Source organism: Hymenobacter jeollabukensis, assembly GCF_005771675.1.
In the GTDB taxonomy this organism is placed as follows: Bacteria; Bacteroidota; Bacteroidia; order Cytophagales; family Hymenobacteraceae; genus Solirubrum; species Solirubrum jeollabukense.
This window is the reverse complement of the sequence record NZ_VAJM01000014.1, coordinates 153,825-170,891: the sequence shown is the minus strand read 5'-3', so window position 1 is coordinate 170,891 and position 17,067 is coordinate 153,825. Positions and strand designations below refer to the sequence as shown.

Annotated in this window: 17 protein-coding genes; 9 read left to right on the top strand and 8 right to left on the bottom strand. The window is 66.0% G+C overall.

All coding sequences use genetic code 11. From position 1 onward, the window contains the following. Nucleotides 1-36: 36 nt before the first annotated feature. The 5 genes from FDY95_RS21805 to FDY95_RS21785 form a co-directional block, all read right to left on the bottom strand. Nucleotides 37-948, bottom strand: coding sequence for a ribonuclease Z (locus FDY95_RS21805; RefSeq protein ID WP_138080980.1), 912 nt, complete (start codon nt 946-948; stop codon nt 37-39). Between the two features lie 121 nt (nt 949-1,069). Next, nucleotides 1,070-1,444 carry an STAS domain-containing protein gene (locus FDY95_RS21800; protein WP_078012567.1) on the bottom strand — a complete coding sequence of 125 codons (375 nt, stop codon included), beginning with the start codon at nt 1,442-1,444 and terminating at the stop codon, nt 1,070-1,072. 108 nt (nt 1,445-1,552) lie between these two features. Then, entirely contained in the window at nt 1,553-2,380 is an 828-nt protein-coding gene (locus tag FDY95_RS21795; protein WP_138080979.1) for a DUF4198 domain-containing protein, read from the bottom strand. Nucleotides 2,381-2,386: 6 nt separating this feature from the next. Then, nucleotides 2,387-4,231 carry a glycosyltransferase gene (locus FDY95_RS21790; RefSeq protein WP_138080977.1) on the bottom strand — a complete coding sequence of 615 codons (1,845 nt, stop codon included), beginning with the start codon at nt 4,229-4,231 and terminating at the stop codon, nt 2,387-2,389. A gap of 138 nt (nt 4,232-4,369) precedes the next feature. After that, on the bottom strand, nt 4,370-6,223 hold the full coding sequence (locus tag FDY95_RS21785) for an alpha-amylase family glycosyl hydrolase (RefSeq protein ID WP_246074099.1): 1,854 nt from the start codon (nt 6,221-6,223) through the stop codon (nt 4,370-4,372). A gap of 186 nt (nt 6,224-6,409) precedes the next feature. Here FDY95_RS21785 and FDY95_RS21780 point away from each other — a divergent pair, with 186 nt between their 5' ends. From FDY95_RS21780 to FDY95_RS21760, 5 genes are all read left to right on the top strand, one after another. Then, complete coding sequence (locus tag FDY95_RS21780; RefSeq protein ID WP_138080975.1) at nt 6,410-7,519, top strand: class I SAM-dependent methyltransferase; 1,110 nt, start codon at nt 6,410-6,412, stop codon at nt 7,517-7,519. Between the two features lie 146 nt (nt 7,520-7,665). Further along, nucleotides 7,666-8,346, top strand: a complete 681-nt coding sequence (locus FDY95_RS21775; protein ID WP_138080973.1) for a hypothetical protein — start codon at nt 7,666-7,668, stop codon at nt 8,344-8,346. A 67-nt stretch (nt 8,347-8,413) separates the two neighbouring features. Next, nucleotides 8,414-8,980, top strand: coding sequence for a YeeE/YedE family protein (locus FDY95_RS21770; protein WP_138080971.1), 567 nt, complete (start codon nt 8,414-8,416; stop codon nt 8,978-8,980). Continuing rightward, nucleotides 8,977-9,465: a DUF6691 family protein gene (locus FDY95_RS21765; protein WP_138080969.1), complete on the top strand. Its 489-nt coding sequence runs from the start codon at nt 8,977-8,979 to the stop codon at nt 9,463-9,465. The genes FDY95_RS21770 and FDY95_RS21765 overlap by 4 nt, the downstream gene beginning before the upstream one ends. Nucleotides 9,466-9,588: 123 nt before the next feature. Continuing rightward, a complete protein-coding gene (locus FDY95_RS21760) occupies nt 9,589-9,987 on the top strand; it encodes a DUF6960 family protein (protein ID WP_138080967.1) in 399 nt (132 codons plus the stop codon). A gap of 150 nt (nt 9,988-10,137) precedes the next feature. On the opposite strand, the gene FDY95_RS21755 is transcribed toward FDY95_RS21760, so the two are convergent. Then, nucleotides 10,138-10,833 carry a glycoside hydrolase family 108 protein gene (locus FDY95_RS21755; protein WP_138080965.1) on the bottom strand — a complete coding sequence of 232 codons (696 nt, stop codon included), beginning with the start codon at nt 10,831-10,833 and terminating at the stop codon, nt 10,138-10,140. Between the two features lie 272 nt (nt 10,834-11,105). On the opposite strand from FDY95_RS21755, the gene FDY95_RS21750 reads away from it, so the two are divergent. The 3 genes from FDY95_RS21750 to FDY95_RS21740 all read left to right on the top strand — a co-directional run bounded on the left by FDY95_RS21750 (nt 11,106) and on the right by FDY95_RS21740 (nt 14,675). Continuing rightward, complete coding sequence (locus FDY95_RS21750) at nt 11,106-11,843, top strand: hypothetical protein (protein WP_138080963.1); 738 nt, start codon at nt 11,106-11,108, stop codon at nt 11,841-11,843. Nucleotides 11,844-12,158: 315 nt separating this feature from the next. Then, nucleotides 12,159-13,805, top strand: a complete 1,647-nt coding sequence (locus FDY95_RS21745) for a hypothetical protein (protein WP_138080961.1) — start codon at nt 12,159-12,161, stop codon at nt 13,803-13,805. A gap of 72 nt (nt 13,806-13,877) precedes the next feature. Then, nucleotides 13,878-14,675 (top strand): peptidoglycan recognition protein family protein, encoded by a 798-nt coding sequence (locus tag FDY95_RS21740; protein WP_138080959.1) that lies wholly within the window; start codon nt 13,878-13,880, stop codon nt 14,673-14,675. Between the two features lie 61 nt (nt 14,676-14,736). On the opposite strand, the gene FDY95_RS21735 is transcribed toward FDY95_RS21740, so the two are convergent. Continuing rightward, nucleotides 14,737-15,162, bottom strand: a complete 426-nt coding sequence (locus FDY95_RS21735) for a nucleoside deaminase (RefSeq protein WP_138080957.1) — start codon at nt 15,160-15,162, stop codon at nt 14,737-14,739. A gap of 106 nt (nt 15,163-15,268) precedes the next feature. After that, nucleotides 15,269-16,630, bottom strand: a complete 1,362-nt coding sequence (locus FDY95_RS21730; protein ID WP_138080955.1) for a YfcC family protein — start codon at nt 16,628-16,630, stop codon at nt 15,269-15,271. Between the two features lie 176 nt (nt 16,631-16,806). Here FDY95_RS21730 and FDY95_RS21725 point away from each other — a divergent pair, with 176 nt between their 5' ends. Continuing rightward, a complete protein-coding gene (locus FDY95_RS21725) occupies nt 16,807-17,052 on the top strand; it encodes a hypothetical protein (protein WP_138080953.1) in 246 nt (81 codons plus the stop codon). The last annotated feature ends 15 nt before the right edge of the window (nt 17,053-17,067 follow it).

The window sequence follows — 17,067 nt, the reverse complement described above, 5'->3', positions numbered from 1 at the left end:
GAATGACGGCCTATTAGCCCTCATAACTGCCAACTGCTACAGCGTCACGGTGAGGCCTTCCACGGCTAGCTGGGTCGGTTCGAACTCGCGGCGGGCTTCGCTGAGCAGGGGCTGCAGGTCGCGGTAGCGGGAGGAGAAGTGGCCGATGAGCAGCTGCTTCACCTCGGCCAGGCGCGCCAGCTGCCCGGCCTGCCGGGCGGTGGAGTGGCCGGTTTGCTGCGCCCGGTCGAGCATTTCGTGCAGAAAAGTGCACTCGTGGTAGAGCAGGTCGACGCCGCGCACCAGCTCCGCCAGGCTTTCCTGGTACACCGTGTCGGAGCAGTAGGCGTAGCTGCGGGGCGCGGGGGGCTCGGTGGTCACGTCGTGGTGACGCAGCCACACGTGGCCGGCCTCGTCGCGGAGGTCTTCGCCGCGCGTGAGGGCCTGCAATTGCTCGGGCGTGAGCGAGTCGGGCAGGGCTTCCTTGAGCAGGCGCCGCCGCCGGGGCTGCTCCCGAAACAAATAGCCGCAGCACGGAATGCGGTGGCGCATGGGCAGGGTATACACCTGCACCAGCTGGTCGGCGTAGATGAGCTGGTGCCGCTCGGTATCCACCGCCACAAAGTCCACGTCGTAGTTTAGCGGGGTGCCGGAGCAGCGCAGCTGGGTGGTCAGGATTTCGTCGAGGCCGGCGGGGCCGAAGATGCGCAGCGGCTCGGTGCGGCCCTGCAGGTGCAGGGTGCCCAGCAGGCCGAACAGGCCGAAAAAATGGTCGCCGTGCAGGTGCGAGATGAAGACGCAGTTGATGCGCCCGAAGCGGATGCGCTGCTCGATCAGGCGTTCCTGGGTGGCCTCGCCGCAGTCAATCAGGTACGGCTCGCGGCCCACGGTGAGCACCTGCGCCGTGTGGTGGCGCCCGAGCATGGGCGTGGCGGAAGCGCTGCCGAGTATCGTAAGCTCAAACTCCAAAACAGTGGTCAGTTGTTAGTTGCCAGGTGCCGCGGGGGCGGCTACAAAAGGAGCGAGGTTGTCAGTTGTCAGCTTCTCGAACTGACAACTGACAACCTCGCAACTGACACCTAAGCGAAAACTACTCCTTGCTGGTCAGGTCGCGCTCGATGGCGTGCAGGAAAATGCGGTCGATGCCTTCTTCCACCGTGGGCAGGATGTGCAGCACCGATTCCAGTTTGGAAATGGTGATGAGCTTCATCACGTGGTCCTGCAGGCCCGTCAGCACGAGCAGGCCGCCGGTGGAGTTGCAGAGGCGGTTGGCAATCAGAATGGAGCTCAGACCCGACGAATCAGTGTACTTCACGTTCTGCAGGTCGAGGATCAGGTTGTTGATGCCCTCGGCGTTGAGCTTCACGAACTCCGACTTCAGATCCGGCGCGACGGTGGTGTCGAGCTTTTTCTCGTCAATCGTGATGATCGTGTAGTTCTCTTTTTTATCGATGGAGTACTTCATACCAGGAAGGAGGGTTGTGCGAAGAGGGGGTAGGTTGCGAAGGTAAGAAAAAAAGCCGGGTGTCGGATAGAGGCGGAACCCTACGAAGTTATAGGTTTTCCGCCAATTTCAGCGCGCAGCCGCCCCAAAAGTGAGCGAGGCCCAGGTGCTTTGCCAATCGGCCTGCGGGTGCTTGGCCAGGGGCACCATGCGCACGGCGGCCAGCAGCACCTCGGCCGGGGCCTGCAGCTGAAACAGCGCCCGGCCGTTTTGGTTGGTGTGCAACGTAAAATGTTTGGCCGGCTGCCCGCCCAAAGGCCGCAACCACACCTGCACGGCCTGGGCCACGGCGGGGCGGCCGTCGGCCAGCACGCGCACGGTGAGCGAGGCGCCCGGTGCCAGCGTGTAGGGGTTTTGCTCGGGAATGATTTCGAGCGGATGGCCCACGCGGCGCCGGTAGGTGGTGTCGGCCGCTGCTACGGCCGCGGCGGAACCGGCCAGCACCAGGGTTTTGGCGCAGCGGCGGTAGGCCTCGCGGCCGGGCTGGTCCTGCTGCTTGCGCCGCTGCCGCTGCCAGCTGATGTCGCTCAGGCCTTCTTCCTTCAGGTAGGCCTCAAACTCAGCCGCGGGCAGGGTGATAAAGGCGTCGTTGGTGCGCAGGGCCAGCAGGTGCACGCCGGGCTGCCGCAATTCCACGGTGGTGCTGAGCGTGTCGGCCTGCCGGGCCGGGGTGGTCAGGTCAGTGGGCTCGGCGGTGCCGGGCGGCAGGTGCAGCAGCTGCTCCAGCCGGGCGCTCCGGCCGGTCCAGCGCGTGCCTTGGAAGTCGGCGCCGACCCAGCGGCCCAGGTGCACGCGGCTGCCCGCGGCCACCGCGAAACGCGTGGGCTGCAGCCAGAACTCGTGGGCCAGGGCCGAGGTGACGGCCAGCAGCAGGCCGGGCAGGAGCAGACGTTTCATGGCCGCTTACTCCCGTTCCAGGGCCAGCTCGTAGGCGCGGTCGTAGTGCTGGCGCAGCTGGTGCCAGTCGAACTGCCCGGAGGAGCTTTCCACCTGATTGCGCTGCATGATCCGCTCCCGGCGGTTGAGCATCACGAAGCGCCAGAGCATGTCGGTCAGCTCCTCGGCGGCCTCGTCGAAGCTGCGCTCCTTGCGGCGCACCACGAAGATGCCCTTCTGCTCGTGGTCGGGCACGTGCTGCTGCACGTAGTCGCCGAAGCCGGAGAGGTCGGAGGTGACGGCCGGCACGCCGCTGGCAATGCACTCCAGCGGGGTGTAGCCCCAGGGCTCGTAGTAGCTGGGGAAAATGCCCAGGTGGCAGCCGCGCACGAACTGCCCGTAGTCCATGCCGAACAGCGGCGAAGTCGTCGACACGAAATCGGGGTGGTAGACCACCTTGACCCGGTCGTGGCGGTTGTTTACCAGGTTAGCGCGGCGCACGAAGTTCAGGATTTCGTCCTTGCCGTCGTCCACCAGGTTGTGGGTGATGACCGGGGGCAGGCGGGAGGTTTTCCAGCTTTGCAGGGCGCGGCGGTAGCGCAGCTTCCAGTAGTCGTCGACGAGGTCGTTGAGGTTGGGCAGCTGGTAATCGGCGCTGCTGGCGGCCTGGTAAAACAGCTTTTCGCCCACCTGCTGCTCGATGGCCTCGCAGGTGCTCTGCACTTCGTCGAGCATGGCCCGGCTCTGCAGCACCTCTGCGTTGATGCTGTGGTAGGGTCGCTTGGTAATCATGAACAACACCACCTGGCCCTCCAGGCCGCTCTGCTGAATGCGGTAGTTCAGGCGGGCGCAGGCCTCCAGCGTGAGGTCGAAGCCCTTGTTGTGGTACTCGTAGCGGCCGGAGGTGAAGAAGTACAGCGTCTTGTCCAGGTCGAAGGAATACGACTGGAAGAAGTGCGCCATCACGAATTCGTGAATCTTCGACTTGTACTGCTGGTGCAGGTTCTGAAACTCGTGCAGGGCCACGAACCGCTCGATGTTCAGCCCGTTGGGCAGCACCGCGTCCGGAATCCGGTCGAGCAAATAGATGCATTCCCGCACCGTTAGCTCCGATACGGTGGTGAACACGTGCGCGCCGTGCGCCGCCGCCCGCTCCATGCGCACGGCCGTGTCGATGTTGAAGTGCTTGGCTTCCCGCTCCCAGTCCACGTACAGCAGGTGGTCGTAGAAGTTCGGGTCGTTCATGGCCAGGTAGCGGCCGAGCAGGGTGGCGTGGGTGGTGAAGACCAGCTTGGCCTTGGTCTGCTCGCGGCGCAGGGCCGGAATGGCGGTGCCCGTCATCCACTCGTGGAAGTGGGCAATGATGCGGTACTCGGCGGCTTCGGCTTCGGCCTCCAGCGTCTGCACGAAGCGCGTAGCCAGGTGCCCGAAGGCCGTGACCTGGTGCAGCAAATCGTCGTGCTCCTGCGAGGGAATGTGGTGGTGCTGCCACAGGTCGGATTTGAGCTGCCCGAGCTGGTTGTAGGCCTGAAACGGCGAAATCAGCACCACCCGGGGCTTGCCCGTCACCAGCCAGTGGCCGTAGTGCACCTCCAGGCCCTGCTGGCGCAGGCGGCGCACGGCGCGGGCCACCGGGTCGTGGTAGGCGGCGGCCAGCTGGGTGTCCGACAGCGGCTCGAACTCGGCCTGGGCCTGCTGCGGAAAGTAGGGCCCGAGCAGGCAGTACCGGTCGTTCCACACGTCGACGGTGGCCGGGACCTTGGAGCGGATAACGGTGTAGATGCCACCAACCTGGTTGCAGACTTCCCAGGCGACTTCCAGGAGCAGGGCACTGGGCACAACGGTTTCGGGGGCGGAGGCGGGAAATTGCATTCGGTAAGGGCGCGTTGGAGGACTTGCGGCAAGATAGAAGCTGCCCGGTGGTTTTGCGGGCAAAACATCAGCAAAAAGGCGGGCGGCGCAGTTTTTTTCAAAACCACCGCCGCCCGCCGCCCAGAGTTGCTGTTGGGCCTACTCCGCGTCCTGCGAAATAATCAGCACCGAGTACGGCGCCAGCCCGAAGGTGCCGGCAAACGGCAGCCCGTCGTACTCGCCCGCCTCGGCCCCGGCGCCTACGCTCTCGAAGTTGCCGAATTCCTGGTCGTAGCCGGCCCAGTCGGAGTTGAAGCGCACGTGCCACTGACCGCCCGTCGGCAGGCCGATGGTGTAGGCGTCGTGGCCGCGGTCGGCGAAGTTGCAGAGCACGATGGTGTCGTCGGCGGGGCCGCCGGCATCCCAGCGGCGGAAGGCCAGCACCTTCTCGTCGTCATTCACGTGAAACACCTCGATGTGCTGGCCCAGCAGGCCGCGGGTGGTGCCGTGGTAGTTGCGGCGCAGCGCTATCAGGTCACGGTACAGGTGCACTAGGCCGCCGAACTGCTCTTCGCGGGCCCAGTCCAGGGGCTGGTCGTCCGAAAACGAGCCGTCGGCGAGCATGGGCTGGCCCTGGAAAATCATCGGGATGCCGGGGGCGGTGAAAACCAGCGCCGCGCCCAGGGTGGAGCGTTTCTTCGGAAACCACGAAGCCGCGTCGCCGGGCATGATTTCCTCGGTCACGCGGGCCTTGCCGTTGGCCACCTCGTCGTGCGACTCGGTGTAGATGACGCGCTGAAACGCGTCGCCGTTGTACACTTTCGTCAGCGCCGCGGCCACGGCCGGCATGCTGCGGTCCTGGTCGTTGGGCGTCACCAGCGCCTCGCGCACCGGGTACACGAAGGCCGAATCCCACTGCGTGGAGAAGCCCTGGCCGCCTTCGCCGGGTGTTTTGGTGATGTACTCGTTGCCGAGCAAATCCTCCGCGATGGTGATTTTCCACGGCATGCGGGCGTGCACTTCCTCGTTCACCCACTTCATCAGGCTCCAGCCGTCGGGCAGGTCGCGGGCGGGGTCGTTGGTGCCGTCCACGTTGCGGATGTGGGCAATGGCGTCGGCCCGGAGGCCGTCGACGCGGTATTCTTCGAGCCAGAGCAGGGCGTTGTCGCGGATGTACTGGCGCACTTCCGGGCGGCCGTAGTCGGGGCGGTTGTGGCCCCAGGGCGTCTCGGCGCGCCAGTCGTTGTAGAAATAGATGCCGCCGCCGTCGTTTTCGCTCCAGCCGTCGAACTGCCAGAGGTCCAGGTCGCCGGGGCCGAAGTGGTTGTAGACCACGTCCAGAATCACCGCAATGCCGTGCTGGTGGGCGGCCCGGATAAACTCCTTGAAAGCCAGCGGTCCGCCGTAGTCGGTTTCGATGGCGTAGGGGTGGGCCGGGTTGTAGCCCCAGGACATCGAGCCCGGAAACTCCGTGGCCGGCATGATTTCCACGGCATTCACGCCGAGGTTCTTCAGGTAGCCCAGCTTCTCGATGGCGTCGCGGAAGTTGCCGGGGCGGGCGGGGTCGGGGGCGTAGAAAGTGCCCACGTGCAGCTCGTAGACGACCAGCTCGTTCCAGGCGGGCATCTCGAAATGGTCGTCGCCCCAGTCGAAGTTGGGGTCGTGCACCACCGAGTTGCCGGCCGAGTGGGTGACTTCGCGGGCGTAGGGGTCGTGGCGGGTCAGCTCCTGGCCGTTTTCGCCCTTGAGCCAGAATTTGTATTCGGTGCCGGCTTGCAGGCCGGGCACGTCAGCGGCCCAGTAGCCGTCGGCTTCGTGCTGCAGCGGGTGGGCTTCGGGGTTCCAGTCGTTGAAGGGCCCGACCACGGCCACGGCCTGGGCGTGCGGGGCCCACACGCGGAAGGCCACGCCCTTGTCGTGCAGAATGGCGCCCATGCCAGTGGGCAGGGTGGCCACGGGAGCGGCCGGCTGAGCAGCGGGGCGCGGTTGATTCGGAGTTGAGGTGCTAGGCATGTAGGTAAGCAAGGGGTGCGGCAAAATCAGTAGGCAGTAACTGGATTTACTGAGTTTAGGTTGTGCCGATGGCGGTTACAGCCGGGGAAGCGGCCCGGGGCGGTAGTGGTTGATATTGATTACCTTGACGATAAGCCCGGCGGAAGTCGTCCGCCGGCGGTGTCGTCAACCTAACCCCGGAGCGTTATGGAAACCACCACAAGCGCCGCGGCCGCCGAGGTCAGCGCCGAAGCCTTTGCCGACCGGTTCGTGCAATCCTTGCTGGGCACGCTCGACGTGTTCGGCGTGTACCTGGGCGTGCGCCTGGGCTACTACCAGGTGCTGGCCCGTAGCGGCCCGCTCACCGCCGCCCAGCTGGCCCGCCGCAGCGGCACCGATGCCCGCTACGCCCGCGAGTGGCTGGAGCAGCAGGCCGTGTCGGCCATTCTCACCGTCGACGACGAGCTGGCCCCGGCCGAGGAGCGGCGCTTTGCCCTGCCGCCCGGCCCGGCCGAGGTGCTGGCCGACGAAAACAGTCAGCAGTACCTCGCTCCGCTGGCCCAATTGATGGCCGGCATCGTGCACCCGCTGCCGGCCGTGGTGGCCTCGTACCGCAGCGGCGGCGGCCTGAGCTTCGGTGCCTACGGCCCCGACATGCGCGAGGGCCAGGCCGGGCAGAACCGCACCATGTTTCTGCAGCAGCTCGGCCAGGAGTGGCTGCCCGGCCTGCCCGATATCGACGCCCGCCTGCGGCAGACCGCGCCGCCCGCCCGCGTGGCCGACATCGGCTGCGGCGCCGGCTGGTCGGCCATCGGGCTGGCGCAGAGCTACCCGCACGTGGTGGTCGACGGCTTCGACCTGGACGAGGAATCGGTGGCGCTGGCCCAGGCCAACGTGGCCGCCGCAGGCCTCGCCGACCGGGTGCGCATCCGGGTGCAGGACGCCGCCGATGCCCCGCTCACCGCCGGGCACTACGACCTGGTCACGGCCTTCGAGTGCCTGCACGACATGGCCCAGCCGGTGGCGGTGCTGCGCGCCATGCGCCGCCTGGCCGGCCCCGGCGGCGCCGTGCTGGTGATGGACGAGCGGGTGGCCGAGCAGTTCTCGGTCAGCGCCGACCCCATCGAGCGGCTGATGTACGGCTTCAGCATTCTGCACTGCCTGCCGGTGGGCAAGGCAGAGGAGCCTTCCGCCGAAACCGGCACTGTGATGCGCCCCGGCACCCTGGCCCGCTACGCCCGCGGCGCCGGCTTCGCCCGCACCGAAATACTGCCCATCGAGCACCCGTTCTTCCGCTTCTACCGGCTTCATCAATGAACAATGAAGAAAGAACAATTGGCGTAACCGCGCCAGTAGGCAGGCGTAGCCTCATTGCTCATTGCTCATTGCTCATTGCTCATTGCTCATTGCTCATTGCTCATTGCTCATTGCTCATTGCCGGTTTTTTGCCGTGCTTGGCAGCCGTGAATCAGCCCGCCTCCGCCCGCATCACCCTCTACCACCGTCAGCACGCCCGGCGCCAGCGCGCCAAGGGCCTCATGCACCTGGTGCCCGCGCTGGTGCTGCTGAGCAGCGGGCTGAATCTGGTGCAGGGCGAGGCGCTGAGCGGGGTGATGCTGGCCGAAATCGTGGTGGGGGCGGCGTACGTAGCCCTGCTGGTGCGCGAAATCCTGCACCTGCGCCACCACCCGCACCACCGCGAAGCCGTGGCCTGGCTGGAAATTGCCGGGGCGGGCATTCTGGCGCTGGAGGGCTACCACATCTGGCACCGCCACCACGAGGCTGAGCTGGCCGGGGCCCCGCACCGCATCCACGTGCTGCCCTGGCTGTACGGGGCGTTGGCGCTGTTTTACGTCGGTCTGGCCTTCAGCATGCAGCACCTCGACGCCCGCCGCCACCTGCACCTGCTACCCGACGGCTTCAGCCTGCGCATGCACCCGCTGGGGCTGCTGCGCCGCTGGCATTGGGCCGATATCGATATGCTGGTGCCCGTGGGCGCGGATGAGCTGCTCATTCGCCGCCGCGACGGACAGGAAGACCGGCTGTCGTTTGCGCCCCTGCACGAGGGCGGCGCCCTGCGCGAGCAGCTGCTACAGCACGCCACCGGCGGCCCCCTGCACGACGAAAACGAAGCACCGGCGTAGTACCGCCTGAGGTAACGACTGCCCGGCTGGGCGGACCCGAATCGGCCCAAAAAACGTACGCGAAGGCATGATGGAATTTCTCTCGCGCCCCTGGCCCTGGTACGTGGCCGGCCCGCTGGTGGGCCTGATGGTGCCCCTGCTGCTGGTGCTCGGCAACAAGCTCTTCGGCATATCCAGCAACCTGCGCCACGCCTGCGCCGCCGTGCTGCCCACCCGCGGCCTCGCCTACTTCCGCTACGACTGGCGCCGGGAAGGCGGCTGGAACCTGGCCCTGGCGCTGGGCATCATCGGGGGCGGGCTGCTAGCCGGCACCGCGCTGCGCAACCCGCAGCCGGTGGCCATATCCGCCGCCACCGTGGCCGATTTGCAGCGCCTCGGCCTCCACGACTTCCGCGGCCTGGTGCCGGCTGAGCTGTTCAACTGGTCCGCATTGCTGAGCGGGCGCGGGCTGGCGCTGTTGGTGGGCGGCGGCTTTCTGGTGGGCTTCGGCACGGCTTACGCGGGCGGCTGCACCTCGGGCCACGCGCTGACGGGCGTGGCCGACCTGCAAAAGCCCTCCATGCCGGCTATGGCGGCCTTTTTCGTGGGCGGCATCATCGGCACCTGGGTGCTCTTACCACTGATTCTGGCATGAGCGCGCCGCTGATTTCGGACGCGCCGCCGGTGGTACCGGCCGCGCGGGAAGCTTCGGCCGGAAGCTGGCGCAGCTTGCTGCTGTATTTCGCGGTAGGCGTGGCCTTCGGGGTGGTCATCACCAAGGGCGAGTTGATTTCCTGGTTTCGGATTCAGGAAATGTTTCGCTTCCAGGGCTTCCACATGTACGGTATTTTCCTGACGGCCCTGCCCGTGGCCATTCTCACCACGCAGCTGCTCAAGCGCAGCCACGCCCGCACCCTCGGCGGGGAGCCGATTCAGCTGCCGCCCAAAACTATGGGCCGCGGCATTCGCTACGCCGTCGGCGGCACGCTCTTCGGCCTGGGCTGGGCCCTGACGGGTGCCTGCCCCGGGCCGTTGTTTGCCTTGTGGGGCAGCGGCGTAGGCGTCATCGGCGTGGCCATCGTCAGCGCCATGCTCGGCACCTGGGCCTACGGCTGGTTGCGCCCGCGCCTGCCGCACTAGGGGGCGCGACGCGGGCCCTCGGGTACCGCCCGGCTTATCGGTTATACTTTTGCCGCCCGCCGAACCCGCGGCTCGGCTGCGGTGTTTTACTGGTCTACGTCTCACCGCCAATTCCGCGTTTCTGTGCCCCGTCCGATGCTCGAATACGGCCTGTATGGCTGGTCGCCCGCCTACGGTTACTCTTACTTACACCCGGCCAACCGCCGCTCCTTCGAGTGGGTGGACCCGCTGGACAAGCTCTTCGAGAAAATCAGCGAAGACGAGGACTGGATAACTCTGCGCTACGATGAGCGCAACTACCTCGTGCGCCCCGAGTTGTTCCGCCCGGTGATGCGCCCGCCCTTCGGCTTCGGCGACGCGGTGGAAGCCGTGGACCTGGAGCCCGGCCAGCCCCGCCTGCGCGGCGTCGTGTCCGACATCATGTGGGACGAGCGGCAGGACCGGCCCCGCTACCAGATTGTGGTGCGCAAGAAGAAAGTGCCGCGCGTGTTCGAAGCCGACGAACTGCGCCCGGCTCGCTAAGGCTGCACTGCGCACAAAGCTTAAAGTTCTGCTAAACAGGAACGTCATGCTGAGCCCCGCGAAGCATCTCTACCGCTTCGTTGAATCGTGCGGTAGAGATGCTTCGCGGGGCTCAGCATGACGTTTTACCGTATATAAGTCTACGCGACTTTACGCCGTGGCCGACGTGACCGTAGCCGACGTGGGTGTGAAGGCTTCGTGGGTGCGGCCCAGCCAGCTGGCCAGGTACTTTTCCATGCGCGCGTCGGTGTGCAGGTTCAGCTGCTGGGCGAAGAACTGGTGCCAGGCCGCCAGCGCCGTGGCTTCGGCCGGCGTGAAGCTGCCCGCGCGGTACTTGTAGAAGGCCTGGCGCATGGCAATCAGCCGCTGGTAGAAGTGCGCGGCGTCGACGGCGTTGAGCGCGGCTACGCTCTGCGGGCCGATCTGGCCGTCGAGAACGAGGTGGGCGCCAAACTCGGTGTTGAGCAGGTACTGCCACATCTTGGCGGCGCGCCCGGTGCCGGCATTCACGCCGTGGTCGGCCAGCTGATCGGCAATGGGCTGCGAGTTCACCGCGTCGAGGTGCAGCGGGTTCCAGTAGGCAGCTTTGTAAAACGCTTCGATGGCGGCGGCCAGGGGCGCGTCGGCGGCCAGCGCTACGTTCAGCTGGTGCCAGTCGACCTGAGGTACGGGGTGGGGCAAACCCAGGTGGGCCTTGATGGCGTCGACGGTGGGCCAGCCAGCCCAGTGCGGGTTGGCGGCCCGGGCAATGCCGCGGTAGGTTTCTCCGCCCGGGTCGAGCGGGTCGTGGCAGTAGCCGCCTTCGTTGGCGAGCAGGGTGGGGTAGTAGTGCGCAAAAGCAGCCATAGCGAAAAAAGTACGGGAAGCGGATAATGGGTGGGCGCTGCGGCGGCCACCGAAAGGTCGATATTAGTAAAAAAATATAATTAATTATTGGGCTTGACGAGGAATTATTTTAATTATGCAGATGCAAGCCTCGACTGTCAATAATAGTTTGATTTTCACGCTGAATATCCGCCGCAGCAATTGCCTGCCGATTATGCAAGCAGATATTAAGCTGAAAGCCAGCTAAAGGCCGCACCTCCCGCTATTTTCTCACCTCCTCATTTTTCCCGATCATGGCCCTGAGCTTACAAGACGACGCCATTATCTCCACCGTTTCGCTGCCTGCGGCCCAGCCCGGCCGCCTCGACGCGGTGCGCGGGGCCATTCCCGATTCGGGCAACGTCAGCGGCCTGGAGGTACGCCTCTCGCAGCTGCACATCAAGGACAACCACACCCCGCGCGTTCCGCCCTTCCCCGGCTACGCCAACCTCTACTTGCTCGTGGTGGTCATCGACGACCAGATGCAGGAGCCGCGCACGCTCACACTCAACAGCTTCCCGCGCGTCGACGACAACGAGGACCTGCCCGTCGACCGTACCGTGTACTACTGGAAGCAGGAGCAGCCCGACCAGAAGCCGCCCTGCCAGGTGCACGTGCTCGTGTCGGTGCTCAAGAGCAAGAAGGACCTGCGCGACACCGGGCAGGTGCTGGCCGCCGCCCAGAGCAACGATACCTATAAAAGCCTGCTGCAGCAGGTAACGGCCGCCATCGTGAAAGCCCCGACGCAGACGGTGGGCCTGATTCTGCAGCTGGGCAACGTCATCGGCTCGGCCCTGACCGACGTGGAGGACAAGACGCTCTTCACGCAGGTCGTCAGCTTCACCGACATCAACGGCGACTTCGACACCCTTGGCAAAACCCCGCACCAGCAGGAAAACCGTTACGTGGCCTCCACGCTCAGCATCATCGTGCGCGACGCGGAGCGGGAACAGGTCCTGGCCAACCTGACGCCGACCGGTCAGCCGGCCTAACGGTGGGGCCGCGCGGCCGGATGCCAGTATTGTGATAATTGGATATTTGGCTAGGTTTGCAGAACCGGCTGCTGTCAGGAAATGTCAGTCGGTGTAATTAGCACCTTTCCTGCCCCACACCTATTGCCTAGATTATTATTTACCCGTAGAAATACGGGGTTTTTGTTGTGTCCATTCAGGTAATTATACTTGGTAGTTTAATCGGTTATATAATTGACTTTTGATTGCGGAATAATTACAGTTTCATGGCTGCTGTTGCTTAGTTTAAAACCGCTTCCTGAGCCCCTGGTCATTTTCCTCTTCTGTTCGTCGTTCATGCTGAATTTCTCCCCGCGTACCACCGGGCCCACGCTGCACCGGGCGCTGCTGCTAACGTGGCTCCTCGTTGGCGGCCTGCTGCCCATGGCGCGGGCGCAGCAGCCGCAGGTATTCCGGCCCGTCATCAAGAACATCCACGCCACGGCCGATGCCGGGCAGGATTCGCTGTTTAAGCTGGGCAGTACCATCACGCTGGAAGTCGACGGGCTGGGGCGCTGGCTGCACGACGAGGAGGCCGCCATGGTGAAAATGGGGATGAGCCCGGAGCGCGCCCACGCCAAGACCCGGCAAATGGTGCTCTACATCGACGACACGCCGCTGCGTAACATGCCCCCGCTGGCCGTGTACCTGGCCGGCACCGACAGCAAAGTGGCCGGCTCGCGGGACCGCGCCGCCGCCTACCTCACCGACGACGATACGCTGAGCACCGTGGCCGCCCCCGACCTGGTGGGCCGGGCCGTGAGCGAGGATACCGTGCTCAGCGACCTGAACGCGGTGTACGACAAAGTCCTCTTCAAGCTCGACCGTACGCCCGCCAACCTGCAGTACTGGGACATCGTGTACGGCTCGCCGTGGAAGTTTACGCACCCCGGCAAAATCGGCCTGGGCTACGACGACCAGGTGTTTACGGAGCTTTACCCGGGCCCCGAGCGCAGCGTGCATTTTCAGCTGGTGCAGCCCAGCGCGCTGTGGATTGCGGGCGTGGGCGTGTTCTTCCTGGCCCTGGGCATCATTGCGCTGGCGCACCGCTCGGCCCTGCTGCGCAGCGGCAAGGAGGGCGAGCTGACTAGCGCCGGCGTGCCGCTGGACTCGACGCTGCGGCCCTTCAGCCTGGCCAAGACCCAACTGGCCTGGTGGACGTTTATCATCATGAGCTGCTACCTGGTCATCTACTGCGTGACGGGCGAAATGACCAACATCAGCATGACCACCCTGTCGCTGCTGGGCATCAGCGCGGGCACGGCGGGACTGAGCGGGCTTATCGGCATGAGCGGCGACGTGGGCAAGGCCCTGCCCGAGGGCCCCGAAACCAGCCGTGGCTGGCTGACCGACATTCTTTCTGATAGCAACGGGGTGAGCATCAACCGGCTGCAGAAGGTGGTCATCACGGTGCTGCTGGGCTACTTTTTCGTGCGCACGGTGTACAAAACGGTGGCCCTGCCCGAGTGGAACAACAACGAAACCCTGCTGCTGGCCATCAGCAGCGCCACCTATCTGGGGCTGAAGTGGCAGGAAAACAAAGGCCCCGACGGCTCCGCCAGCGCCGCCCCAACGGGTGTGCTGACGACGGCCGGCGGCGCGCTGCTGAGCACGACCACGGTTACTACTTCGCCGGCTCTGCCCGCGGCGCCCGGGCCGGTAGTGACGACCTACACGGCCCCGGTGCCCCCCACGCCTGATGCCTCGACGGGTGCCTATACGCCGGTGGCCAGTCCCGCCGCATCCAGTGTAACCGTAACGACGACCACGCCGGCCGCGCCCGTGCTGGCGCCGGTCGTTACCGCTGCTGCCGCTACGGGCGAATCGGTGGCGGACCCGACGACGGGGGCGGTGCTGCACCGCGAGGAGGATGACATGGGGCCTGACGCGGCCCAGCCCGGGGACGAGGTGCCGCCGCTGGGCGCCGAGCAGATTCCGGGCTGATTTCGACCGAAAATTCGACCTGAGAACGGCTGCCACTGCTGAGTAGGCGGCCCCCCGCAACCTGACTGAGTTATGCGCCAGTTTCCCGACCTCGAATACCCCATCACCCAGAGCTGGCTGACGCCGCACACCAAGCGCCGCTCCGGGTTGCCGGCCGCGCCCATCCGCTTCGTGGTGGCCCACGACACTGGCAACCGCGGCTCCACGGCCGTCGGCAACGTGAACTACTACGAACAGTCGCGCAACCAGATCAGCGCCTCGGCCCACCTGTTCGTCGACGACCGGCATATCCTGGAGTGCGTGCCGGCCCTCACCGCCCCGCCCGAAAAGGCCTGGCACGTGCTCTACAGCGCCACCGAGGACAACCGCCGCTACGGCGCCAACGCCAACGACGCGGCCATCGGAGTGGAGTACTGCTTCGGGCCCAACATCAACGCCGACGAGGCCTACCGCCGCTACGTGTGGGTGCTGGCTTACATCTGCTGGAAGTTCAACCTCGACCCGGCCCGCGCCATCGTCGGCCACTGCATCCTCGACCCGCACCGCAAAACCGACCCCAAATCGGGGCTGGCGCAGAGCAACCGCAGCTACGAGCAGCTGCTGCGCGACGTGCCCGCCGTGTACGCCCGCTGCACCGGCCAGCCCGGCCCCGCCGACTGGACGAGCGAAGCGGCTACCGGCGTGGTGCGCACCCGTTCGCGCGTCAACATCCGGCAGGGCGAGCCGTACCGCCGCGCCCCCGCCCGCCTAGTGCCCGCCGGCCACGAGCTGGCCTTCGTGGGGCGGGTGCAGGGCGAAAGCGTGAACGAAAACGCCGACTGGTACGCCTTGCCCAACAACGAATTCTGCTGGAGCGGGGCAGTACTGTAGCGGGGCGCCAGCGGCAAGACCTAGCCATTAGCCAATAGGCAGGCCTGGCAGATGCCGGACGCTAAGCTTGGGTCAGCCACTGCTCCACTAGGGGCGGGGCGGTCCAGTGCGGGGGCACCTCCTGGGTCGTGAGCAGGGCAAAGGCCGAGCTGACGCCGCCCAGGTACGCGCTGGCCTGGCCGTAGACCACGCGCCCGATGCGGTGGTATCGGATGACGTAGGCACACATGACGCAGGGCTCGTGGGTGGAATACAGCGTGCAGTCCGATAAATCGGCGCTACCGAGCTGCTGGCGGGCCTGTTGCAGGGCCCGCAACTCGGCGTGGGCGGTGACGTCGGCCTGGCGCCGGGTGGCTTCGGCGGCCGCGGCTACCACGGCCCCGGCACGCACCACCAGCGCCCCCACCGGACTTTCCCCGTGGGCCGCGGCTTCAGCCGCCAGTTGGTGGCAGCGGGCCATAAACAACGCGTCGGCGGCTTCGGGCATGGTAGCGGCGTAGAAGGTGGAAGAACGGTACCTGACGCTGATTGGGTAGGACAAATAGCAACTGCTGACCAACGATTAATACCACCGCTGAGGGGTTATGGACCGCTTACACGCCCACGGCAATGCCGATGATGATGGCTACCACGGCCAGCCCGATCAGCAGCAGGTAGAGCGGAAACACGAACTTCCACCACTGGTCGAAGCGCACCCCGCAGGCGGCCACGATGGCCATGAGCGCGCCGTTGGTGGGCGTGATGATTTCGCAGAGGCCGGCGCCATATTGGTAGGCCAGCACCGTGACCTGGCGCGAAAGGCCCAGCAGATCCGACAGCGGCGTGAGAATGGGCATGGTCAGCACGGCCTGCCCGCTGACGCTCGGCACCGGCAGGTGCAGGGCCGTGTGCAGACCCAGCATACCCAGCGCCGAAGCCGCCACCGGCAGGTGGGCCAGCGGCGCCGAAAGGCCGTTGACGATGGTGTCGACAATCTGGCCCTGCTCCAGCACCACGAAAATGGCCCGGGCAAAGCCGATGAGCATCCCCGAAAAGGCAATGTCCTTGAAGCCGGCAATGAAGCCCTCGGCGGTGCCCGTCAGGCCCAGGCCGCCCACCAGGCCGGCCGAGACGCCCAGGGCGAAAAACAGCGCCGACATCTGCCCGAAGTCCCAGCCCAGCTCCAGCACCCCGTAGGCGAAGAAAACGAAGGTGATGAGCAGGAGCAGCAGCACCAGGCCGTGGCGGTGCCCGCCCTCCTGGGCCGAGTGCTCGGCTTCGATTTGCGCGTCGTCCACGGCCAGCGGGGCGGTTTCGCGGTGGCGCTGGGCGTAGCGCAGGGTGCCGCCGATCCAGATCAGCAGGGCCAGGGCCAGAAACACCAGGCGGAAGCCCAGGCCCGAGAGTAGGGGCAGGCCGGCCAGCTTTTGCGCAATGCCCACCTGAAACGGGTTCATCGGGCTAAAGGCCGCACCCACGGCGGCCGAGCCGATGCTCACGGCGGCGGCCGTCAGCACGGGGTAGCGCATGCGGCGCATGAGCACCAGCAGCACCGGCACCAGCGGCACGATTTCCTCCTGCATGTTTTCCAGCGCGCCCATGGTGGCGAAGAGCAGCGCTACCACCGGAATAACCAACGCCTCGCGGCCCCGCAGCTTATCCAGCAGCCAGTCGACGCCGCGGCGCAGGGCCCCGGTCTGGTCGACCACGGTGAAGGCGCCGCCGGCTAGAAACACCAGGAAGATAACGTCGGCCGCATCCTGCAGGCCCCGCGGAATAGCCGTCAGCGCATCCAGCGGCGAAACGGGCGTGGCGGCCACGCGGTGGTAGGAGCCGGGCACCACCACCTCGCGCTTGGTGGCCTCGTCCTGGCGCCGCTCGAAGCGGCCGGCGGGCAGCACGTAGCTCAGGCCCACGGCCAGTAGAATAAAACCAACGAGGAGCACCAGCGGGTGCGGGAAGCGGAACGTGGGCATAAGGCGCAGCGGAAATGGAGCGTCGGACGGAGCGCGAAGGTAGTGCGGAACCCGCCGTAAGCTGGCAGCGGTTACCCCCGCGGCTAAACCCGCGCCGGCGGCCGCCAGCCTTGCGGCCGATTCAATTCTTCCCGTATCTTGCCCCGGCCGGCCGCGCAGTTGTCCCCCGTGTTGTCATGAAATTCGCCGTCTTCACCACGCTTACCCTGGGCCAGCAGGCCGAAGTGCTCCGCTGCGCCGGCCACCACCTGGCCGACCGCGTCGAGCACGGCTGCCGCCTGCAGCTGTGGGCGCTGGAGGATTTTTACGCCGAGGTATGGCGGCTGGCCGGCGAGGAGCGGGTGTTGTTCATCAACCTCTTTCAGAAGCCCGCCCTGCTGCAGTGCTGGCTCGACGGGGTGCAGCTGCCGGAGGAGCTGTAAGTAGAGTTGTCAGTT